The 19,363-nt window shown below is 60.8% G+C and carries 25 protein-coding genes and 2 pseudogenes; 16 read left to right on the forward strand and 11 right to left on the reverse strand.

Features of this window, described 5'->3' with window-relative positions; translation table 11 throughout:
• Positions 1-8 precede the first annotated feature (8 nt).
• The 12 genes and pseudogenes from CIT37_RS04380 to CIT37_RS04435 all read left to right on the forward strand — a co-directional run bounded on the left by CIT37_RS04380 (position 9) and on the right by CIT37_RS04435 (position 10,062).
• Positions 9-1,124 (forward strand): replication initiator protein A, encoded by a 1,116-nt coding sequence (locus tag CIT37_RS04380; protein ID WP_014490269.1) that lies wholly within the window; start codon positions 9-11, stop codon positions 1,122-1,124.
• Positions 1,121-1,759 (forward strand): ParA family partition ATPase, encoded by a 639-nt coding sequence (gene parA, locus CIT37_RS04385; RefSeq protein WP_011082882.1) that lies wholly within the window; start codon positions 1,121-1,123, stop codon positions 1,757-1,759. Before CIT37_RS04380 ends, parA begins: the two co-directional genes overlap by 4 nt.
• Positions 1,756-2,022 (forward strand): ribbon-helix-helix protein, encoded by a 267-nt coding sequence (locus CIT37_RS04390; RefSeq protein ID WP_011082881.1) that lies wholly within the window; start codon positions 1,756-1,758, stop codon positions 2,020-2,022. The genes parA and CIT37_RS04390 overlap by 4 nt, the downstream gene beginning before the upstream one ends.
• Positions 2,009-2,527 carry a DUF2840 domain-containing protein gene (locus CIT37_RS04395; RefSeq protein ID WP_011082880.1) on the forward strand — a complete coding sequence of 173 codons (519 nt, stop codon included), beginning with the start codon at positions 2,009-2,011 and terminating at the stop codon, positions 2,525-2,527. Before CIT37_RS04390 ends, CIT37_RS04395 begins: the two co-directional genes overlap by 14 nt.
• A complete protein-coding gene (locus CIT37_RS04400) occupies positions 2,524-3,069 on the forward strand; it encodes a S26 family signal peptidase (protein WP_011082879.1) in 546 nt (181 codons plus the stop codon). Before CIT37_RS04395 ends, CIT37_RS04400 begins: the two co-directional genes overlap by 4 nt.
• 34 nt (positions 3,070-3,103) lie before the next feature.
• Entirely contained in the window at positions 3,104-3,439 is a 336-nt protein-coding gene (locus CIT37_RS04405) for a DUF736 domain-containing protein (protein WP_011082878.1), read from the forward strand.
• A 316-nt stretch (positions 3,440-3,755) separates the two neighbouring features.
• Positions 3,756-4,352 carry a lytic transglycosylase domain-containing protein gene (locus CIT37_RS04410; protein WP_077231079.1) on the forward strand — a complete coding sequence of 199 codons (597 nt, stop codon included), beginning with the start codon at positions 3,756-3,758 and terminating at the stop codon, positions 4,350-4,352.
• A gap of 468 nt (positions 4,353-4,820) precedes the next feature.
• Positions 4,821-6,560 (forward strand): relaxase/mobilization nuclease domain-containing protein, encoded by a 1,740-nt coding sequence (locus CIT37_RS04415; protein ID WP_018269524.1) that lies wholly within the window; start codon positions 4,821-4,823, stop codon positions 6,558-6,560.
• A gap of 41 nt (positions 6,561-6,601) precedes the next feature.
• The gene (locus tag CIT37_RS04420) at positions 6,602-8,584 is read left to right on the forward strand and encodes a conjugal transfer protein TraG (protein WP_018269525.1); all 1,983 of its coding nucleotides are present in this window, start codon (positions 6,602-6,604) and stop codon (positions 8,582-8,584) included.
• Positions 8,585-8,591: 7 nt separating this feature from the next.
• On the forward strand, positions 8,592-9,032 hold the full coding sequence (locus tag CIT37_RS04425; RefSeq protein WP_011082874.1) for a ribbon-helix-helix protein, CopG family: 441 nt from the start codon (positions 8,592-8,594) through the stop codon (positions 9,030-9,032).
• A pseudogene (locus CIT37_RS04430) lies at positions 9,029-9,130 on the forward strand (P-type conjugative transfer ATPase TrbB); the annotation flags it as partial. The gene CIT37_RS04425 and the pseudogene CIT37_RS04430, both read left to right, overlap by 4 nt.
• Before the next feature lie 536 nt (positions 9,131-9,666).
• Positions 9,667-10,062 (forward strand): GFA family protein, encoded by a 396-nt coding sequence (locus CIT37_RS04435; protein ID WP_014490264.1) that lies wholly within the window; start codon positions 9,667-9,669, stop codon positions 10,060-10,062.
• 328 nt (positions 10,063-10,390) lie between these two features.
• Here the strand turns inward: CIT37_RS04435 and CIT37_RS04440 are convergent, their stop codons facing one another.
• Positions 10,391-10,630, reverse strand: a complete 240-nt coding sequence (locus CIT37_RS04440; protein ID WP_011082871.1) for an AAA family ATPase — start codon at positions 10,628-10,630, stop codon at positions 10,391-10,393.
• 166 nt (positions 10,631-10,796) lie between these two features.
• On the opposite strand from CIT37_RS04440, the gene CIT37_RS04445 reads away from it, so the two are divergent.
• Entirely contained in the window at positions 10,797-10,919 is a 123-nt protein-coding gene (locus CIT37_RS04445) for a hypothetical protein (RefSeq protein WP_256379488.1), read from the forward strand.
• Between the two features lie 109 nt (positions 10,920-11,028).
• On the opposite strand, the gene relB is transcribed toward CIT37_RS04445, so the two are convergent.
• The 5 genes from relB to tnpA form a co-directional block, all read right to left on the reverse strand.
• Complete coding sequence (gene relB / locus CIT37_RS04450) at positions 11,029-11,310, reverse strand: type II toxin-antitoxin system RelB family anti-toxin (RefSeq protein WP_011082870.1); 282 nt, start codon at positions 11,308-11,310, stop codon at positions 11,029-11,031.
• Between the two features lie 257 nt (positions 11,311-11,567).
• The gene (locus tag CIT37_RS04455; RefSeq protein WP_011082869.1) at positions 11,568-11,924 is read right to left on the reverse strand and encodes an ABC transporter permease subunit; all 357 of its coding nucleotides are present in this window, start codon (positions 11,922-11,924) and stop codon (positions 11,568-11,570) included.
• A 12-nt stretch (positions 11,925-11,936) separates the two neighbouring features.
• A complete protein-coding gene (locus CIT37_RS04460) occupies positions 11,937-12,239 on the reverse strand; it encodes a transporter substrate-binding domain-containing protein (RefSeq protein WP_014490263.1) in 303 nt (100 codons plus the stop codon).
• On the reverse strand, positions 12,226-12,582 hold the full coding sequence (gene tnpB / locus CIT37_RS04465; protein WP_011082867.1) for an IS66 family insertion sequence element accessory protein TnpB: 357 nt from the start codon (positions 12,580-12,582) through the stop codon (positions 12,226-12,228). The genes CIT37_RS04460 and tnpB overlap by 14 nt, the downstream gene beginning before the upstream one ends.
• Positions 12,579-13,004 (reverse strand): IS66-like element accessory protein TnpA, encoded by a 426-nt coding sequence (gene tnpA, locus CIT37_RS04470; protein ID WP_011082866.1) that lies wholly within the window; start codon positions 13,002-13,004, stop codon positions 12,579-12,581. Before tnpA ends, tnpB begins: the two co-directional genes overlap by 4 nt.
• A 78-nt stretch (positions 13,005-13,082) precedes the next feature.
• Here tnpA and CIT37_RS04475 point away from each other — a divergent pair.
• Positions 13,083-13,237 (forward strand): annotated as a pseudogene (locus tag CIT37_RS04475) (TrbI/VirB10 family protein); the annotation flags it as partial.
• A gap of 179 nt (positions 13,238-13,416) precedes the next feature.
• Here CIT37_RS04475 and CIT37_RS04480 read toward each other — a convergent pair.
• Positions 13,417-13,650, reverse strand: a complete 234-nt coding sequence (locus tag CIT37_RS04480; protein ID WP_011082865.1) for a polysaccharide deacetylase family protein — start codon at positions 13,648-13,650, stop codon at positions 13,417-13,419.
• Positions 13,651-13,944: 294 nt separating this feature from the next.
• On the opposite strand from CIT37_RS04480, the gene CIT37_RS04485 reads away from it, so the two are divergent.
• Positions 13,945-14,130: a hypothetical protein gene (locus tag CIT37_RS04485; RefSeq protein WP_011082864.1), complete on the forward strand. Its 186-nt coding sequence runs from the start codon at positions 13,945-13,947 to the stop codon at positions 14,128-14,130.
• Positions 14,131-14,212: 82 nt separating this feature from the next.
• On the opposite strand, the gene CIT37_RS04490 is transcribed toward CIT37_RS04485, so the two are convergent.
• The 4 genes from CIT37_RS04490 to CIT37_RS04505 form a co-directional block, all read right to left on the reverse strand.
• Positions 14,213-14,452, reverse strand: a complete 240-nt coding sequence (locus CIT37_RS04490) for a recombinase family protein (protein WP_014490262.1) — start codon at positions 14,450-14,452, stop codon at positions 14,213-14,215.
• A gap of 64 nt (positions 14,453-14,516) precedes the next feature.
• On the reverse strand, positions 14,517-16,097 hold the full coding sequence (locus CIT37_RS04495) for a recombinase family protein (protein WP_011082862.1): 1,581 nt from the start codon (positions 16,095-16,097) through the stop codon (positions 14,517-14,519).
• 92 nt (positions 16,098-16,189) lie between these two features.
• A complete protein-coding gene (locus tag CIT37_RS04500) occupies positions 16,190-16,477 on the reverse strand; it encodes a hypothetical protein (protein ID WP_011082861.1) in 288 nt (95 codons plus the stop codon).
• A gap of 96 nt (positions 16,478-16,573) precedes the next feature.
• Complete coding sequence (locus CIT37_RS04505) at positions 16,574-17,416, reverse strand: acetoacetate decarboxylase family protein (RefSeq protein WP_011082860.1); 843 nt, start codon at positions 17,414-17,416, stop codon at positions 16,574-16,576.
• A 1,182-nt stretch (positions 17,417-18,598) separates the two neighbouring features.
• Here CIT37_RS04505 and CIT37_RS04510 point away from each other — a divergent pair.
• Positions 18,599-19,357, forward strand: coding sequence for a glucose 1-dehydrogenase (locus CIT37_RS04510; protein WP_011082858.1), 759 nt, complete (start codon positions 18,599-18,601; stop codon positions 19,355-19,357).
• Positions 19,358-19,363: the final 6 nt, after the last annotated feature.

A 19,363-nucleotide genomic window follows, 5' to 3' on the forward strand; every position in this document is an offset into this window, starting at 1 on the left:
CGCTCGTCATGTCGTCGCGTCGCCTCATCACACCCAGCGAGCGAAGCAAGCTCGACCCGTTCGTTGTCGCCACCGGTGATGCCAGCCCGCGTGATCAACGCGACCTGATGGAGCGCCCGTTCTTTTCGCTCGCCAAGGCCAAGCGAACAAGACCGATCCTCTACCAGACCGGCGACGTGTGTGTCGAAGTCTATGCAGTTCCTGAGCACGGTATGGCGACCATTTGGGATGCCGACGTGCTGATTTGGGCGGCGAGCCAGATTGTCGAGGCCGAGAACCTCGGTCTGAAGACCTCGCGCTTCCTGCGCTTCACACCCTACCAGCTTCTGACCGCAGTCGGCCGGCAGACCGGCGCCCGCGACTACAAGCTCTTGAAGGGGGCATTGGCCCGCCTGCAGGCGACCGTCATCCGCACCAGCATCCGGCAGGGGGAGCATTGGCGGCGCCACCAGTTCTCATGGATCAACGAATGGGAGGAATGCGCGACGCGCGACGGTCGGGTGCAGGGAATGGAATTCGTCCTTCCCGACTGGCTCTATCGCGGCGTCATCGATCGCTCACTCGTTCTCACGATCGATCCGGCCTATTTCAGCCTGACTGGTGGGATCGAGCGCTGGCTCTACCGCGTCGCGCGCAAGCATGCTGGCCGCCAGCCGAGAGGTTGGCTGTTCGAGGTCGCACACCTCCATGAGAAATCCGGCAGCCTCGCCAAGCCTGCAGACTTCGCCTTTGATCTCCGCCGGATCGCGGCACGTCAACCGCTGCCAGGCTACTGCCTGAGCATCGAACGCAGGGAACGCCGAGAGCTATTGCGCATCCTGCCATCGAAGTCATTCACAGCTCCTGTGGACGGCGCTGTGAATCAGCTCGGGACTTCGGGCGTTCACACTATCGGGACTCCGGGCGTGCCGGTATCGGGATTCCGGGAGTGCAAACCACAGCTAACGCTTTGGCCAGGAAACACGATCGCCTGCCCTAACTTAGAGTCTAACTTAGAATCTAACTGTTGTAGTGGGGCCGCGCGTCTTGCGGATAACACCGACATCCGCGCTCAGCCGCCAACCGAGCACCCAAGCCAACCATCTCTGCCGCTTTCAGGTCGCAAGACGGGAGGCATGCGATGATCGTCGCCGTGCTCAACCAGAAAGGCGGTGTCGGCAAGACCACGCTCGCCCTGCACCTCGCCGGCGTATGGGCGCTGCGCGGAAAGCGCGTGACGCTGATCGACGCTGACCCCCAGGGCTCCGCATTGGACTGGTCGCAGCAGCGTGCGCGGGAGAATGTCGCACGGCTATTCGGCGTCGTTGGCCTCGCGCGCGATACGCTCCACCGCGAGGCGCCGGAAATCGCACGCACCGCCGATCATGTCGTCATTGACGGACCGCCGCGCGTCGCGGGACTGATGCGTTCGGCGCTGCTGGCGGCGGATCTCGTGTTGATCCCCGTGCAGCCGTCGCCATTCGACGGCTGGGCCTCGGCCGAGATGCTCGCTCTGCTGCGAGAGGCTCGCATCTATCGTCCGCAGCTTCCTGCTCGCTTTGTGCTCAACCGCTGCGGCGCGCGCACGATCATCGCCCGCGAGACTGCCGAAACTCTCGCCGACCACGATCCGCCGGTGCTCGCCAGCACCATCGGCCAACGCGTTGTCTTCGCCGACGCCGCTCAGTCCGGACGGCTCGTCTTCGAGTTCGTCGAGCAGAGCGCCGCCGCCCGCGAGATCGCCGCGCTCGCGGCAGAAGTTGCGAGGTTCGCGCCATGAGCGACCGCTCTATCAAACGCGGCTTCGCCTCGCGTCCGGGCGATGCCGAGAGCTGGATCAAAGCCAGTGATACGCCGCCACGCAGCGTGAATGATGCTGCCGCATTCACCGCGCGCCTGACGATTGACGTCACGCCCACGCTGCGCGGCCGCATCAAGGTCGCCGCGTTCCAGCGCGGCGTGACCGTCGCCGACATGCTGCGCGAATTGCTGGCGCGAGAGTTCCCCGCTGACGCCCCGGAGAACCGTCATGAACGACAATGAAGCCTTGCCGCCGCGTGCAGTGCCGCCCTCGCATCGACGGGATGTCGCGCTCACCCATGTCGAGCTGACCTGGATCGAGAAGCGGATCGAGCACTGGCTGCGCTTCGGCCGCCGCGCGGAGGAGAAGATTCTCGACCGTCGCCGCAGCATCTCGAGCTTTGAGCCGGGCAGCATCTTCGGCTTCGTCCGCTGGGCATCGAACGACTATGGCACCGTGGTGTCGCGCATGGACATCGTGCGTGCCGTGGAAGCCGGGCAGCGCTATCAGACGCTGCCCTTCGTCCGCCCCGGTGGCGAAATCCTGCTGCGCGTTGATAGCTGGCCGAAGGTCGAGCGCGTGTTGCAGGCCATCGACGCCATCGAGGCGCTCTCCATCGATCCGGCTGACGCCGCACCCGAATACTGGCGGCATCTCCACAACCGTCTCGCCGCCGACCATGTGCCGCGCGCCTACACGCGCGAGCAGCATATCGCCTGGCTCAAGCGCCGGAGCGTCACGCCATGACCCGCTTCGGCTATCTCATGTTGACCTACCTTGCGGCGCTGGTCGCCGGCGCCCTGGCCCTCGTTCATCCTGCGCCGCGGCTGATTTGGAACGCTACCGCGAGCACGCCAATAGGGCTCTACGCGCTGCATCCGCTCGGAGAGCTGCGCGACTTGGAACTGGTCGCGGTACGGCTGCCGGAACCGATCGCCAGCTTCCTTGCCGATGGCGGCTTTCTTCCAAAAGGTCTGCCGCTGCTGAAGCGTGTGATGGCGCTGCCCGGGCAAACCGTGTGCCGGTCGGGCGATGCCATCACGGTCGATGCTGTCGATGTCGGCGCCGCACACGAGCACGATCATCGCGGCCGTCCGCTGCCGCGTTGGAGCGGTTGCCATACCCTCGAACCGGGCGAGGTCTTTCTCATGAACCCGACCGTCCCAGACAGCCTGGACGGCCGCTATTTCGGCGCGCTCCCCGTCAGCTCGATCGTCGCGCGCGCAGTCCCGCTTTGGACGGACGAAGCCGCCGACGGCCGTTTCGTCTGGCGCGCCGCCACTCATTGACCCGTTTCCAACCCAGCAACCCAGGAGCTTTCCCATGGCACAAATCGGCCAGTTCACGCGCGATAAGTCCGGCTTCACCGGTCGCGTTGAAACGCTGTTCTTCGAGCGGATTCTCACCCTCGTCCCGGCCGAATCCTCGGATGCCGAGAACGCGCCGGACTACCGTATCCGCCTCGGCGATGCCGATGGCCCGGAGATCGGCGCAGGTTGGAAGCGGACCGGCGAGAAGGCCGGCGATTACGTTTCGCTCGTCATCGACGACCCGGCGCTGCCGCGGCCGATCCGCGCAAATCTCTTCCAGTCGGGCAACGACAAAGCGGCCTGGACGCTGAACTGGAATCGTCAGCCCCAACGCGCCGAGCGGGACTGATTGCATGCAGGATCCTGTCGCGCGTGCCGCCAACCAGGCGCATCAACGGTCCACCCCCTTGTTCGGGGAAAAGCCCTCTCATAACTCGGGTCCACGCAACCGTCGGGCGGCCGCCACGCACAGCGGCGGTCAAACCGGTGGTCCGTGCGCACCGCCGGTAGGCAGCAAGACGCCTCGCCATGATGGCGGAGACAGGGCGAGCCTTGCCGTTCTCCTCCTTACCGGCCTGCTGGTGATTGGCGGGCCAACGGCAGCAGTGTCCGGGCAGAGAGCACCGGCACGAAGTCAACCGGCGAGCGATCACTACGCATCTCATGTGGCAGAGGCCGCGCAGCGCTTTGGCATTCCGGCTGCATGGATACGAGCCGTCATGCGGGTCGAGAGCAATGGCGATCGGCGTGCCGTCTCACCCAAAGGCGCACTCGGCCTGATGCAACTCATGCCCAAGACTTGGGCGGACATGCGCGCGCGCTATGGTCTCGGGCGCGATCCCTTCGATCCCCGTGACAACATCCTCGCCGGCGCCGCCTTTCTTCGCGAACTGCACGACCGTTACGGCTCGCCGGGCTTTCTCGCGGCCTATAATGCAGGTCCCGGCCGCTACGAGGAGTTTCGGGATAGACACCGTCCACTGCCCGCGGAGACGACAGCCTATGTCGCGGCCATCGTCCCTTTTGTCGACGCGGAGGGAGCGCCAGGACCTCTTCTCCTCGCGGCTTCTTCTCGTTCATCCTGGACGCGGGCGCCGCTGTTCTTCGACCACGCTGACGGGCCGTCCCCTGGCGCGCGAGCGGCGCTCGATCAACCCGCGCACGGCGGCTCAGTCGGCACTACGGTGCACGATATTTCGGCGATTGCGCCGCAGTCGGAGGGCCTGTTCGTCGCGCTCTCGGCCATGGGGCGATCGCAATGACTGCACGGCATCTTCAACGTCAATGCGCGGATCGCGGTACGTCTGCAGGCACCCTTGTTGCGGCGGCTGCACATCGGGCAGCTCGCGATATCAGCTGTCAGTTTCCAGGTTCGCTGGCGCCCCTTGACGAACATTCGGTTTGCATTCGAAACGCTGCAACACAGTCATACGGGCGATGCCTTCGGCCCGCGCTCTACTCGTCGCTTCGCTCCTCACCGAGCCACCCTACGGGTGTCTCGGCCCTTCGCGTAACGATCGCTATCGCAAACACTCGCAAACAGTGGGGGCTTCCGCGAGTACCGACCGAACGATGGCGAGATAAAAGGCCGCAATGTGCGGCTCGGTTGGTTGGTTGTTTGTGCTGCTATTTTTCCTCGGGTCCGCAATGTGCGGCTTCGGCGCGCAATGTGCGCTCGACTATCAACCCGTTGCAGGGATTCTGCATTCCGCACATTGTCGAGGCTGGCCATGGCTGAAGACAGCGATTTTCAACCACGGCCCGGCCGCATCCGCTCCTCGAGGAGCCAGCGGGCCAAGCCCTTCATCGCCCAGGCGCTTGCCGCCGCTCAACGCGCTGGCGGCGGCATTTCGCGAGCCGGCCAGCTCGTCAGCCACCGTCATTCGCGCTTCGGCCGCGGCCGAGCCGCCAGCGTGCGGGCAAACCGTCTGCTCACCGGCCGCTCGCGTCTGGTGACCATCAAGACCCGGGTCGTCCGGCACAGGGCGAGGTCGGCGCCGCTCGCGACGCATCTCGGCTATCTCCGGCGCGAAGGCGTGACCCGGGACGGGGAGAAGGCCCACCTGTTCGGCCCGGGCACCGAGGATGCCGATCCCAAGGCCTTCGCCGAGCGCTGTCAGAATGACCGCCACCATTTCCGCTTCATCGTCTCCCCCGAGGACGCGCCTGACATGGCCGACCTCAAGGGTTTCGCCCGCGAATTGGTCGGCCAGATGGAAGTGGATCTGGGTACCAAGCTCGACTGGGTGGGGGTCGATCACTGGAACACCCAGCACCCCCACGTCCACATCATCGTGCGCGGCGTCGCAGAGGACGGCCAAGACCTCGTCATCTCCCGCGACTACATCAAGGAAGGGATGCGCGCCCGCGCCCAGGACCTGGTCACCCAGGAACTTGGACTGCGCTCCGATCTCGACATTCGTCGCTCGCTCGAGAGCCAGATCGGAGCCGAGCGCTGGACGCAGCTCGATCGCCAGCTTGTTCGCGATGCAAACCAGCACGGTGTTATCGACCTTGCGCCGCGTCCCGAGCAGCAGCCCGATCAATTCCATGCGTTGAAGGTTGGCCGGCTGCGACACTTGGAAAGTCTTGGCCTCGCTCATCAACTCGGGCCCGGCCAATGGTCCATGGACGAGGCCGCCGAAACGACCTTGCGCGAGCTCGGCGAACGCGGCGACATCATCAAGCGTATCCACCGCAGCTTGACCGAACGCGGCATCGAGCGCGGGAGCGCGAGTTACGTGTTATCAGGCGAAAATCTTGACGTCCCCGTCATCGGGCGTCTCGTTGATCGCGGTCTCGACGACGAGCTCAAGGCGACCGCCTATGCCGTGGTCGACGGGGTCGACGGCCGCACCCACCACATCCGGCTGCCCGACCTCGACGCTGCCGGCGACAGCGCGCCAGGCTCAATCGTCGAGCTTCGCAAATTCGATGACGCAAGAGGGCAGCGTCGCGTGGCGCTTGCCGTCCGCTCCGATCTCTCGATCGAAGCGCAGGTGACCGCGAGCGGCGCGACATGGCTCGATCGGCAGGCCGTCGCGCGCGACCCTGTGGCGCTTGGCCAGGGCGGCTTCGGCGCCGAGGTCCGCGACGCTATGGAACGGCGGCCCGAGCAGCTCATCGGGCAGGGGCTCGCCGAACGCCAGGCGCGTGGACTGGTGTTCGCGAAAAACCTTATCGGCACGCTGCGCCGTCGGGAGTTAGAGGATCTCGGCAAGCAGCTCGCCGCCGAGACCGGTCAGCCGTTCAACCCGTCGGCTAGCGGCGAGTATGTGGCAGGCACCTATCGGCAGCGCTTCGCGCTCGCCTCCGGCCGCTTCGCCATGATCGACGACGGTCTCGGCTTCCAGCTCGTGCCTTGGACGCCCTCACTCGATAAACAGCTCGGCCGGCATGTCTCTGGCGTCGCGCGCGCGGATGGCGGCATCGATTGGGGTTTTGGGCGCAACCGGGGGCTCGGCTTGTGAGTGATCCTTCCAATCACCGACGTCAGGAGAGGGCGGCCGCCATGTCGGCGACCAAGATTCTTTGGGGGCAGGTCATCATGGTCTTCGGCATCGTCCTGCTCACGATCTGGGCCGCGACGGAATGGACGGCTTGGCGCCTCGGCTTTCAGCCGCAGCTCGGGCAGCCCTGGTTCGAGCTGCTCCATTTTCCGTTCTACCTTCCGCCTGCCTTCTTCTGGTGGTGGTATGCCTACGATGCTTACGCGCCCTCAATCTTCACCGAGGGCGCCTTCATCGCGGCATCCGGCGGCATCATCGCTGCGGCGGTCGCGATCGGTATGTCGGTCTGGCGCGCCCGCGAAGCGAAGAATGCCGAGACTTATGGGTCCGCGCGGTGGGCGAAGGCAAAGGAGATCGAGCAGGCTGGATTGCTTGGACCCGACGGCGTGGTGCTCGGCCGGTTCGAGCGCACCTATCTTCGCCATGATGGACCGGAGCATGTCCTGTGCTTCGCACCCACGCGATCGGGCAAGGGCGTCGGCCTCGTCATCCCTTCGCTCTTGACGTGGCCGGGCTCGGCTATCGTCCACGACCTCAAGGGGGAGAACTGGCAGCTCACTGCCGGCTTTCGCGCCCGACACGGCCGTGTCCTTCTGTTCGATCCGACCAACGCGAAGTCGTCGGCCTATAACCCGTTGCTCGAGGTGCGCCGCGGCGAGTGGGAGGTGCGCGACGTCCAGAACATTGCCGACATTCTGGTCGACCCGGAGGGCAGCCTCGAGAAGCGGAACCATTGGGAGAAAACCAGTCACGCCCTGCTGGTCGGCGCGATCCTCCACGTCCTCTATGCCGAGGAAGACAAGACGCTCGCCGGTGTCGCAGCCTTCTTGTCCGATCCCAAGCGGCCCATTGAGACGACGCTTGCCGCAATGATGCGAACCGCGCATCTCGGCGAGGCCGGTGTTCATCCCGTCGTCGCGTCCGCTGCCCGCGAGTTGCTGAACAAGTCCGGCAACGAACGCTCCGGTGTCTTGAGCACCGCCATGTCGTTCCTGGGCCTTTACCGAGATCCCGTGGTGGCGGAGGTGACGCGGTGCTGCGACTGGCGGATTACCGATATCGTTGGCGGAGAGCGAGCGACCACGCTGTACCTTGTCGTGCCGCCCTCCGACATCAATCGCACCAAGCCGCTGATCCGTCTGATCCTCAACCAGATAGGCCGCCGCTTGACCGAGGATCTGCAAGCCAAGGCCGGCCGGCGCCGGCTCCTCCTGATGCTCGACGAATTCCCGGCGCTCGGCCGGCTCGACTTCTTCGAGTCTGCGCTGGCCTTCATGGCCGGATACGGCATCAAGAGTTTCCTGATTGCTCAGTCGCTGAACCAGATCGAGAAGGCCTACGGGCCCAACAACTCGATCCTTGACAACTGCCACGTCCGGGTCAGCTTTGCGACCAACGACGAGCGCACCGCAAAGCGCGTGAGCGACGCGCTCGGCACGGCGACCGAGATGAAGGCGATGAAGAACTATGCCGGCAGCCGGCTGGCGCCTTGGCTGGGCCACCTCATGGTGTCGCGGTCCGAGACCGCCCGCCCGCTGCTCACGCCCGGCGAGATGATGCAGCTCCCGCCCTCCGACGAGATCGTCATGATGTCGGGCCTCCATCCGATTCGGGCGAAGAAGGCGCGCTATTACGAAGATAGACGTTTCCAGGAGCGCATCATGGCGCCGCCGATGCTGACGAAATCCAATGGCGGCCGGTTGGACGATTGGAGCTCAAGGCCATTGCCGCCGCGCCCAAGGGCATTGGAGACGTTGAACGACGACCAGACGGATGACGAAGATCCAAAGGCCGCCGACCGCAGGCAGCAGCCGGAACTCGATCGAGACACGGTGGAGAATAAGGAACCACTCGAGAACGAGTTCGCTTCGGACCTCGTGGATGAGCTCGATGAAGATGTCCCGCGGATCAGGCGCATGAACGACATGATGCAGGGCGTGGCGCGCCAAGCCTCCCTCGATCCCGGCGACGATCTCGGATTGTGAGGTAGCCATGATCGGGACAAAAAAGAAGGCTCAGCTGTCGGTCTATCTCGATCCTGATGTCATGAAGGCGCTATCGGCCTACGCCGCCCGGCGCGAGCAGTCGCTGTCGCTTATCGCGGAAGCCGCGATCGCTTCCTTTCTGTCGCCGGACGCCGATGAACGGCGAGAGGCTGCTACTGCCAAGCGTCTTGACCAGATCGACCGCCGGATCGCGCGCCTTGAGCGGGATGTCGGGATTTCGGTCGAGACTATCGCTCTCTTCATCCGCTTCTGGCTCACGACAACACCATCACTCCCCGAACCCGCCGCCAAGGCCGCGAGAGCACAGGCCGGAGCGCGTTATGATAATTTCCTTGCCGCATTGGGCCGCCGGCTCAATCAAGGGCCGAAACTGCGGCAAGAAATCCCGGAGGATGCCCAGCAGACTGACTCGTCCCCAGGCGAGTGATGCTCAACCCCGACGGTCGGCTCTGGATCGATTGGCTGTCTGGCGGGTTGGAGGATAGCGGACGAACGATGTCCGCCGCCGACGGCGAGCGGATCGTGGACCATCCAAAAAGTGTTAGGCGACCCGCGTGCTCAACTGCGAAATGCATGCCCTCCCCTGGATCAACTCGATCAGAGGCGACCCCCTGGCCCCGTATGCGACCGTCTGATGCGAGCTATATCCCTCGACGGCCTGCCAGGATCGACTGCGACCTAGCGAGTGATGTCAACGGGATGAGGGGGGATCCTGTGTTTGCGACAATTGTACAAGCGTTGCCAAGATTGCCTCAGTCGAAGACACGGATAGTGTTCGCACATTCACGCTCGATTTCCCAGACTGGTTAACCAATGACCTCGCCATTGAAGCGGGCGTATCTTTAGACGGTGTGTGTCTCAAGGCGACGACTGGCATTTCTTCCACCCGAGTTCTTCTCGACTCCAATCGAGCGAGTAAGCCAGGAGCCAATCAGCGCGCCGCGCCCGTGACTTGCTGGCGGAGTTGCGGCTATTATGTGTTTGCGAACAGGATCAACGAGATTTTGTCAGGCCCCATCCGTTGATCTATCTTCGGTCGGGCTTCTAGAGACAAACCGCCGATGATGAAGACGTACACCGGCTCGTGTCACTGCGGCACCGTCCGTTTCGAGATCGACGCCGATATCGACCATGTGCGGGTTTGCGACTGCTCTATCTGCTCGAAGCGTGGCGCGCTGATTTATCGCGTCGCCGAGGGCGACTTCCGGCTCCTGACGCCCCTCCAGGAGTTGTCGGTCTATCGCTGGGGTTTATTCACTGCGGCTGACTATTTTTGCCCGGTTTGCGGTATTTTGCCGTTCCGCAAACCAAGCCAGCCCACCGCAGCAGAACGCGAAGCCGGCATTCGGCCGTTCGACGGATGGGCAGTGAACGTGCGTTGCCTGAAGGACTTCGATCCGTTTTCAGTGCCCGTTCGGCAGATTCACGGCAGCAGGCTGACAATTGATTCGCCATAGCGGCCCTTGCCATGGACTTTCCGTTCGACTGCACGTGTTTATAATTGGTGATGTTCGTTGGACGTCGGCACTCAAAGAACGAAATCGGCCCTTTCCACCACGCTGAGTTTGGGAGTAGTGCCACTTCATAGCCGAGCATCGGGAAAACCTTCAGAAGATGCTCGTTTTCGACAGGCATCCTCGAAATCATGACGCGTCTCTTGATCGGTCGCGTGGATGGCCGGCCAAGGCGGAAGCGATGAACACGCGTCGATGATAGTGGCGTGCCTGTCCGAGTTCCTTGTCGCCGGCTCGCCTGTCACGCGTTCGAGACCCGCTGCGGCGTCGATCAGGCCGCGATCGAATAAACCCAGCCGTCGAACGCACTCGCTCGCGTCAGGTTTTCAAGGGAAAGATCAAACGCACTGTGCAGGCGCGCTTCAATACCTGTCCCGGGCAACGCGGGAACGCCCGACTCCAATTCCTTCCTTACGACCGGGCGTCCAGGCTCATCTATCGTCGCGTAGCCGCGTCGGCCGAGTTCGGTCAGCAGCGTGGACTTCCCACAGCCGGGGCATCCCGAGATCACGGCGAATCGATCAGATATTCTTCAAGCTCAATTGGCGCTCCAATAGACTTGCCTGATGAGGCGTAATCTCCGCGCCTTTGCGCCTCCGGACACATCACACGTGGACTACGAAAGATCGCCCCAGTGGGGATGAACCCGGTTGCCGTGGTCAATCGGCTGCGTACAAATGGTTGAAAAAGTCGAGGCAATTGCGATTATCGAAGTCTCCTCTTCCGATGCGACCGCGCCCGCCAATGCATTTCGCGAACCTGCATCCGGCAACCAGTCGTCACTCACTCCCGTGCTGTGAAACGCACTCCAATTTAATCACAGCCCTGTTCGGCCGGCAAAGAAGGCTTGTCGGGCGAAATTGGTGTTCTAAGTCCCTCAATTGGCTACGTAGAAGCCGTTGAAATTCGCTATTTTTTCTTGCGACGTGGACCCGCTGGCTTGCGGCTTTTAGGCAAGGTCTTCGGAGACCTAGCACCTTTGGGCGGCAGAACAAAGAACTCGGACAACTGCACGTCCAGCGTTTCGGCGATGCGGTCGAGAAGATCAATCGTCGGGTTCTTCGATTGCCGCTCAAGACTACTCATGTAGGAGCGGTCGATCCCGGCCTTCCAAGCCAATTGCTCCTGCGAGATACCCCGATTCACGCGAATCCGACGCACATTCCAGGCTACAATCGCACGAGTTTTCATACGTCAACTCATGCCATGGTGCTAGGCCTCAAAACACTGGCTATAATCCCGCTATTATTTCTTGGTCGGTGTTCCTCGACGTGATCTAGCCTCAAACGCGGCCGGGACCGTGATCGATGCACGTGGGCAGTCGGCGTCCCACGCGCTTCGCACGATGCCCGCGGCTTAGGATGTCGACAGTGTATCGGGGTATTTCGCCTCTAAGCTTTGGCCTATCTCCGAAAAAGCGCTCAAGACCGCATCGATCTGATCCCGTCCTATTCCAGCGTAGATGACCAACCGTACGTATCGATCGCCATAAGGGACGACAAGCACGCCCAATCCCGCTTCACCCAGCGTCCAAGATTTGAGGGCAGGAGCTCCGGAAAGACGTAGAACCACAGGAACATCTGGATCAGCAATGGCACGTTCCGAAAGAGAGCTGTGTAGACGAAGCCTATTCCACGCACCGCTCTCGATCGAGCAGTGCGGGCTGTACCGACTAAGGTTCCGATCGCAAGCGCTAGGAGGAAGCTCACCACCGCCATGACTATTGTGAGACGCAGACCTTCCAGCAGCCATCCAAGCTGCGGCTGCTGGAAGAGAATACTCCAGTTCCAATTGTAGGAGAGCATTCGACCCAGCCGCTATTGAGGGACTGCTTGCGCTTGCAAAACGGTCTCGAGCTTCTCGCTCAGTGGAATTCCAAATTGGTCAAACCACTTGTGGTAGAGAGATGTTATCTCTCCCGAGCGAAAGAGCTCGGCCAGCGTCTTGTTGACAGCCAAGCGAAACGCAGAGTCGTCACGGCGCATCATTAACCCGTACGGCTCGAAGGAGAGCGGGCGGCCGACGACCTCCAGACGGTCGCGAGCCGGCTTTTGTCGCAAAGTGTAGAGGATCGCGTCGTCCGAACAAAACGCGTCGGCGCGATCGCTATCGACAGCCAAGAGTCCTTCTGAAAAATTCGAGATGTTTAGGATTTTCACGTTTGGGACCTTTAGTTTCTGGACCCATCTGCGCCGCCGAGATCGATACTGCGCCGTCCGACGCCGAAGGCCATATGAACTTGCCGCGATCCAGGCGCTTGGCGTAGAGCGACATGCCCAGCCCGTCATGCCAGAGGATCTTGACCAGATCGCCGCGGCGACCCCGGAAGATGTAGAGATCGCCAGCATGAGGATCGCGCTTCAGGCTCTCCTGGACCGCAAGCGCCAGGCTTTGCATCCCGCGGCGCATGTCGGTGTGGCCGGTGGCGATCCAGACCCTGACGCCGCTCGGGATCGGGATCATCGCCGTCTCAGAAGCTCAAGAACCCGCTGCAGCGCCTCCGCGTCCACGTCCCGGTCAACGCGCACGCGACAGCCGCCCCCAAGCTCGATCTCGATAATGCCGGCCCGTGCACGTTGCGCAGGCGGTGAAGACACCGGTTGTGGCGCGCCACTCGAGATCGGAGCCGCCGCAGGCGTCATCTCAACCGGAACAAGCACCGGCGCGGCATCCCCGCTCAACTTGCCTTCCCGCGCCAACCGGCGCCACGTGAACAATTGGCTTGTCGACAGCCCGTTACGTCGTGCCGTGACCGACACCAGACGTGGCCCGCCATAGCTCTCGGTGACGATTCGCTGCTTTTCTTCCAATGTCCAACGACGTCGAGCGCCTGTCGAGACGACTTCAAGTCGGGAAACCTTCGGCATAGGCATATGGTCAGTCATACGCCTATGTCTTCATCCTCCATCAAACCGCACAAGGCGGTCCTCCCCGGAGCGATACGTCGTCTATGCCGAGTCGCTGGACGACCTAGCAGCATCAGCCAGACTGGCCAGCAGATCTGCAGCGCCAGCTCAACATCCAGCCGACGCTGACCATCCGGCCAGGTTTCCCCGTGCGGGTCATCGTTACCCGCGATTTGGTATTGGCACCCTACGGCAAGGGAGGAACGCCATGACGAAGCTCAAACTCGGTCCGCTACGCGACATCCCGGTCTGGCGTATCTTGATCCATCATGCGTTGCCGAACGCGGCCGTGCCATATTGACGGTGCTCGGGTTGCTTGTTGGGGGAGTGGTCACGGGCTCAATCCTTGTTGAGACGGTGTTTTCGTGGCCCGGGATGGGCAATCTGCTTATCACGTCGATCGGCAGCTGTGGTGCGCTACGGTGTGGCCCTGGGCGGCCATACGCCGCACGAGCTCGGGAAATTCCGCCGAGGATCGGCCCACCAGAAAGAACGTGGCTCGCGCGCATTCCTGTGCGAGCGCAGCCAACACCTTATCCGTGTTCGGCGGCCGCGGTCCGTCATCGAAGGTGAGGACGACTTCATAGTCCGCCATCTGCGAGTTCGGTTTGATTCTACGCTTCATCGCGCGATTCAAACACGGTGCACCTTTGTGTGTCGATATAATTAATGACTCAATACGTGTTATACAAAAGAATACAACTTAAACGTTGACATGGCCGAATGGTATTTCCTATCGTCGCATCCAGAAAACCTCGTACGGCAGGCGTAAGCCATCTTGCGCGCCGGCAGTTTGCCGAAGGCGTAACTGACGATCGTAGAGCGCTCCGTAGGGAGCGCTCTACGTATTTGAGCAACGCGGCCGGCAAAAGCCGGCATCTGATGGCCCCGGCACGCTCCGAAAAGGTGGTAATAACCCGTGCGAGACCTGATCATCGAAGCCTTTGACAGCGTCATCCGCTGCGAGATCGCGGAAGCAGACGACGTTCGCAAGGAAATCGCCCAGCGCGGCGCCTACTGGGCCGGCGACGAGATATGGAAGCTGGGCCGCCAAGTCGCCGCGCTGCGCAAGCGTATCGCCGAGCTGGAAGAAACCGACGCATGATCTCAGCAGACCGCGAGTATCTGCTCGATGCCCCTCTAGAACCGTGGCTTCAATCGCTTCGAGCGGCACCGTGCGCCGGTTATCACAGAAACCAGTTTCCTTCATGCGCGTGCAGATCGTTTGCCTCAGCAGTCATCCACTGCTCGCGCGGGTTTTCGCGGCTGATGCGCTTGCCGGTCTCCGGGACCTTTATGAACCTTTGGCGGTTCCAGATGATCCGCCCGGCGTACTGAAGGATGCCGTTCAAGCGCTTGCGGCTACCGTCAATGGTCGAGGCGTTCCAGGCGCCGCCACGTGGCCCGGGTACGCCTTTCTTGTTCAAGGCAGTTGCGATGTCGCGTGGCGAGTTGCCGCCTTCAACGGCTTCTTCATCTGCGGTGTTAGACTCACGAAGGCTTTTCCTTGCCGACGCATTCGATGAGGAAGCGTGACAGCGCTTCGAACGTGTCAAATCGGTTTATGGTGCGGCCCTTATAGACTTCCTTTGAGAACCAGAACATGCGACGACTGAAGGTGAGCCACGCCGAGGGCATCAAGACATAGTCGAAGATCGCTTCGTTCTTCTCGTCCAGCCGAACCGCGACAACCCATCCCTTCGGCCACCTCACGCGGTATTGCAGCGTCCAGCGCAAGGGCCGGTTTTCATAGTTGCGGCATCTCGCGACCCGAAAGACGACATTCACGACATTGTCGATTCGAAGACATTCAGTCGAAGCATTGAGGGTGGCACTGCGACCAAGTCTCTCGAAGGCGTCTCGAAGGCGAGCAGCATTGCTAAGCTGAAGGGCGGCCCACCGTTGGTGCGACGCGTATTTGTCAAACCATTCTTGATTGCCGTTGTACCCAATAAGACGGTAGATGTTCCGCAGCGCGCCGAAGTGCAAAACATACGATGACATGGACGGCAGTCCCGGACTTGAATTGATAATCGTCTTACTAAGCTTGCCTTTCTTCATCAGGACCTTACGGAGCCGAAGCAACATTTCCTCTTCGGGAATGCTGACGCGCCCCTCACCCATAATCTTTTGCGCGCGCCGGAATGCGTCGCGATGGACGATAGGTTCGATGGCATTCTCTTTTCTGATCCAGAGCTCCCTTGGGTTGCGCGTCACCTTGGCGCCAAGTTTTCTGCTTTTGCGATTGTAGGTCAGAACGCCGATATAAGCTTCGTTCCGGAGGAGGTCACCGACAGCCTTTCCAAGCCACGGTCTTCCCTGGCTATTCAAGATCCCTCGCTGGTTGAGCTCTCGGGCAATGGTGGCCTGCGATTTGTGACGGAGATATTCGTGGAGAATCCAATTCACGATCTCGACTTGATCGGGCGCACCGGGGATGAGCTTGACATGGTCGGTAAGCAAAGATTTGCGCTGGCCGATCGTTAAAATGCCCTTCGGTCTGCATTGATCGTCGACGAGACGTCGTTGGAACGCGTAAGCCGTAGGGCCGCCCATTTTGAAGCCGCGATGCGTCAGCCGGACTGACCCTGCGAAAACTTTGGCGGAGAGTTCCCGACTGAACTCAGCCGCCATCACTCTCTTAATATTCTTCATGATGCTGGCGAGAAGGCTTCCGTCATTGTCGAATTGCTCCGCGCAATAAGCAACCTCGACGCCCGCCCTGCGGCAGATGAACTCGTAGTGCGCGCTCTCGTCAACGTCCTGAAAGCGTCCCCATCGGCTCACGTCGAAGACAAGCAGATGAGCGAAGTCAGCGCGTCCCGATTGCACGTCTTCAACCAGTTCGGTAAGGCCCCCCCGGTTTTCGATTCTGAGGCCGCTTTCTCCCTCGTCACGATAGGTGTGGACGATGGTTAGCTTGTGAAGTTCGGCGTAGGTCGCGATGACCACTGCCTGATTCTCAATCGAGTATTGCTGGTAATCCGTCGACATGCGGACATACTGCGCCGCCCGTCGCGCTTTCTGCGACTGAGGCAGACGTTTCGCGTGTACAACAAGGGTGTTCCCCATGTTGCCTCCCCGCGGCTATATCGCGCCGCGCTGTATTGCGCATCGCAAACCATTTAGGCGCATCATCAAGTCCGCGCCATCGGAAAGTGTATTCAGAAAGAGTCAACTGCTATGTCGTTTTTCTTGAAAGCACGTTGCGGCGGGCGAAGCGAGCTGCAGAGAAATGCGGGTTTGCGCTTTTGGGCCCGTAGCCGACATGTCCGGCGCAGCTCTTTCGTCTGCTTCTGACGAGGCAACCAGCAGGATATCGTCGTTGTCCTTGTCGATGATGTTGAACGCCCATCCATCATGGCTGTGGCGATCGCCACGTCGGCCTTCTTCTCCTTATTGCCGCTATTCTTGTTGTAGACGTGGGTCTTGAAGCCGGCCTTGTCGACCATCTTCCAGAATGAGTCGCCGGGGAGGTGAACCCCACATACCGCCCGTCAGCTGGCAAACCGACAGCGCTGGCAGCAATTTAGGATTGGATGAATTCTTCAAGCTCGTCGATCATCGTTTACCGGGTTTGATTCCTCCGAAAGGATATCAATGGCCTCGAGCCTTGCGTCATACTCCTCGTATGTGCCGAGCAGGGCTTGGCCAACTGTCAAGTTGTGCACGGGATCGATAATCGAGGGGGAGTCGTAAGTTAGGGAGGTTGGTCCAGTAAATAGAACTTCTTCGCCACGCTCGTCGCGTCGCAACGTTCGGTCCGTACACCATTTGACGAGTTGCGTGACCTCTCCCTTCCCGGACTCAATGATGGGCGGCAGCTGCCGAACCGAGTAGAAATTCGTCCGCGCAGAATACATCTGCCGCGAATCCGAGCTCATGCGCTCGTCTGGTTGAGCGGTAAGGGTCAGCAGGCGCTTGCCTTTCGGACGCTCGAGCGTACCCTGAATTAGACCGCCTTCTCTGATCAGTCTAATGTGCGCCAGCTTTTTTGGAGCACCAAGAACCTCTCGTCCCGAGGCGAGAGCTGCATCATTTACCGTCACGTAAATGTAAGGGATGTAGTAGCCAGTCTCGCCGTCGGGATCACGAACTTGAATTCCTGAATAGCACTCCAAGTATGGCCCGACAGTGCTTGAGCGATAGCTCGCGACCCCCACAATGGCGATTGCAGGGTTTGCTGCAGGTGCTAGTTCCTTCGGCAATAAACAATTCGCCTCGTGCCCCACGCTGAACATAAGGTTTATGGCTTGGCAGCCGAGAAACGCACCGCCACGATTTTTGCCCCCATGGTAAAGAGGCGCATCAAGCGGAATGCCTTTGACGTCGGGCATCGCATCCTCCTTGATCTCAGAACAATTCGCGCGGTTGGAGATTGAGCTATTCATCTCACCGCGCCTCTCCGGTTGTTGAAGCGCCCCTGAAGCGACTGTACTGCGCTGGCAGCGATGTGGGTTCGGTAGTCCGTGCGGCACATCGATCCGGTGATAGCGATCTTCGCTACGCGAGGCCGCAGTGCCGTTTCTGCGCCTTGCACCTCAATCCGCCGGATTAAACGATCCGAAAACATCCGACACGCTTGACCTTTTCCATTCTAGAAGCCGGCAGCTGTCCTGTGCTGCCGGATGCGCCTGATTGTGCATCCATTCCGGCGGAGCCTGCTCACCGATGATGACGTCAAGGCGAGTGGGTGATTCCTATTTGTCTATCAGTCGTTATGCAACGTCGATGCCAGGCACCTCGTGCGGTTTATACGGCTCACTGGCTGACGTCAAATTGGGTACGAGTGACCCGACAACTTTCGACCCTTGTTCTGTTGCCTTCCTCGCTTGTCCGATTGACGACGCGATGTCGAAAGCCCGACATGATCAAGTATCCGGACAGAAAGTCGATGAGGCTCTCTCACGAGTTTTCGCAACAGCCTCGATTAAACCAGATCAGCGTAACATTGTCGCTGCGCATGGTCGAAAACGCAGGCCCTGACATCGCCGTCTCGGTGGAGAGTCGGAAGACCTCCGGCGCCTGTGCAAGAGTCACGTGAGGCTGACTTCCCATCAGAGTCTCGGCGCGCCGATTGCACGGAATGGATACTCCAATTCGCAAGACTAAGGAGAACCTCATGCGTTCTGCGCCCCACTTTTCGATCCACAAGGAGCTCAGCACCGTTCGGCACCGGTATCGCTCCGCTCGCGGGTACCGATCCTATCTCCGAAACCGGAGGAAATTCGGTCGCAAATTGTCGGCGTCTAGAAGGCGGGGTAGTTCGGCAAAGCCAATGCAATAATCCAAAGGATGGCTAACGCCTGAGCGGCGGAAGCATGTTCGCGACGTGAAATCGTTATCGAAGTGCTTTAGCGCCAATTTACACGGGTACTGCGCACAGGCTTTGGGAATCAAAGATGATACGTAGCAGAGGGCAGATCGCCAAGAGTCCGGGGCGTGGTGCAGACCGCAACTCTTGGCTTGCCCGACTTTCAATGCTCGTTCTCAACCATTTTGATCAACACGCCCGTCATCCTTTTTGATGCTGAAAACCCCTGCACCGCCACTGATCGAGGGAACCAAGAGTTATGGGACGTGTGAGCGAAAAAGTCATTTTGGTAACCGGCGGGGCTCAAGGGATGGGGGCCGCTCATGCGCGCCTGCTGGTAGCCGAGGGCGCGAAAGTCGTGATCACCGATATTCTTGACAATGAAGGAGCGACTTTCGCGGCCGAACTTGGCCCATCCGCGATCTATGTGCGTCAAGACGTCGCTCAGCCAGGGGAATGGTGCCAGGCGATTGCGGCTGCGGAGGGCAAGTTCGGCGCGGTGCACGGCCTCGTCAACAATGCAGGCATAGCGAGTATGGCTCCCATCGAGCGGTTCCCGCTCGAGCAGTGGGAGAAGACCCTGGCTGTCAATCTCACCGGTGTATTCTTGGGAATGCAGACTGCCCTACCTGCGATGCGCCGCGCGGGCGGAGGCTCGATCGTCAACATCTCGTCGGTCGAGGGGATGAGGGGTAGTCCTGGGCTTCACGCCTATGTTGCTTCCAAGTTCGGCGTGCGGGGCATAACGAAGTCCGCTGCCTTGGAGGCCGCCGCGTCCGGCGTTCGCATAAACTCTATCCATCCGGGCTTCATCAACACTCGGATGACAGAGAACATCGATCTTTCCAGTTTTCCAATTCCGCTCGCGCGGCCAGCCGAGCCGCAGGAAGTGTCACAGGCAGTCTTGTTCCTGCTTAGCGACGAGTCCTCTTATCTTACCGGCTCCGAAATCGTCGTCGATGGCGGTCTGACGATCGGCGTCCCGCAGAAGGGTCAGGCGGTCGAAAACATCTTCTGACTATCA

It is taken from the genome of Bradyrhizobium ottawaense (genome assembly GCF_002278135.3).
GTDB classification, from domain to species: Bacteria; Pseudomonadota; Alphaproteobacteria; order Rhizobiales; family Xanthobacteraceae; genus Bradyrhizobium; species Bradyrhizobium ottawaense.

Bases quoted from the DNA above. Each gene is read 5' to 3' on its own strand.
- CIT37_RS04380 (WP_014490269.1), top strand. From the start codon at position 9: ATGTCGTCGCGTCGCCTCATCACACCCAGCGAGCGAAGCAAGCTCGAC.
- parA (WP_011082882.1), top strand. From the start codon at position 1,121: ATGATCGTCGCCGTGCTCAACCAGAAAGGCGGTGTCGGCAAGACCACG.
- CIT37_RS04390 (WP_011082881.1), top strand. From the start codon at position 1,756: ATGAGCGACCGCTCTATCAAACGCGGCTTCGCCTCGCGTCCGGGCGAT.
- CIT37_RS04395 (WP_011082880.1), top strand. From the start codon at position 2,009: ATGAACGACAATGAAGCCTTGCCGCCGCGTGCAGTGCCGCCCTCGCAT.
- CIT37_RS04400 (WP_011082879.1), top strand. From the start codon at position 2,524: ATGACCCGCTTCGGCTATCTCATGTTGACCTACCTTGCGGCGCTGGTC.
- CIT37_RS04405 (WP_011082878.1), top strand. From the start codon at position 3,104: ATGGCACAAATCGGCCAGTTCACGCGCGATAAGTCCGGCTTCACCGGT.
- CIT37_RS04415 (WP_018269524.1), top strand. From the start codon at position 4,821: ATGGCTGAAGACAGCGATTTTCAACCACGGCCCGGCCGCATCCGCTCC.
- CIT37_RS04420 (WP_018269525.1), top strand. From the start codon at position 6,602: ATGTCGGCGACCAAGATTCTTTGGGGGCAGGTCATCATGGTCTTCGGC.
- CIT37_RS04425 (WP_011082874.1), top strand. From the start codon at position 8,592: ATGATCGGGACAAAAAAGAAGGCTCAGCTGTCGGTCTATCTCGATCCT.
- CIT37_RS04435 (WP_014490264.1), top strand. From the start codon at position 9,667: ATGATGAAGACGTACACCGGCTCGTGTCACTGCGGCACCGTCCGTTTC.
- CIT37_RS04445 (WP_256379488.1), top strand. From the start codon at position 10,797: ATGGTTGAAAAAGTCGAGGCAATTGCGATTATCGAAGTCTCCTCTTCC.
- relB (WP_011082870.1), bottom strand. From the start codon at position 11,310: ATGAAAACTCGTGCGATTGTAGCCTGGAATGTGCGTCGGATTCGCGTG.
- CIT37_RS04455 (WP_011082869.1), bottom strand. From the start codon at position 11,924: ATGCTCTCCTACAATTGGAACTGGAGTATTCTCTTCCAGCAGCCGCAG.
- tnpB (WP_011082867.1), bottom strand. From the start codon at position 12,582: ATGATCCCGATCCCGAGCGGCGTCAGGGTCTGGATCGCCACCGGCCAC.
- tnpA (WP_011082866.1), bottom strand. From the start codon at position 13,004: ATGACTGACCATATGCCTATGCCGAAGGTTTCCCGACTTGAAGTCGTC.
- CIT37_RS04480 (WP_011082865.1), bottom strand. From the start codon at position 13,650: ATGAAGCGTAGAATCAAACCGAACTCGCAGATGGCGGACTATGAAGTC.
- CIT37_RS04495 (WP_011082862.1), bottom strand. From the start codon at position 16,097: ATGGGGAACACCCTTGTTGTACACGCGAAACGTCTGCCTCAGTCGCAG.
- CIT37_RS04500 (WP_011082861.1), bottom strand. From the start codon at position 16,477: ATGGTCGACAAGGCCGGCTTCAAGACCCACGTCTACAACAAGAATAGC.
- CIT37_RS04505 (WP_011082860.1), bottom strand. From the start codon at position 17,416: ATGAATAGCTCAATCTCCAACCGCGCGAATTGTTCTGAGATCAAGGAG.
- CIT37_RS04510 (WP_011082858.1), top strand. From the start codon at position 18,599: ATGGGACGTGTGAGCGAAAAAGTCATTTTGGTAACCGGCGGGGCTCAA.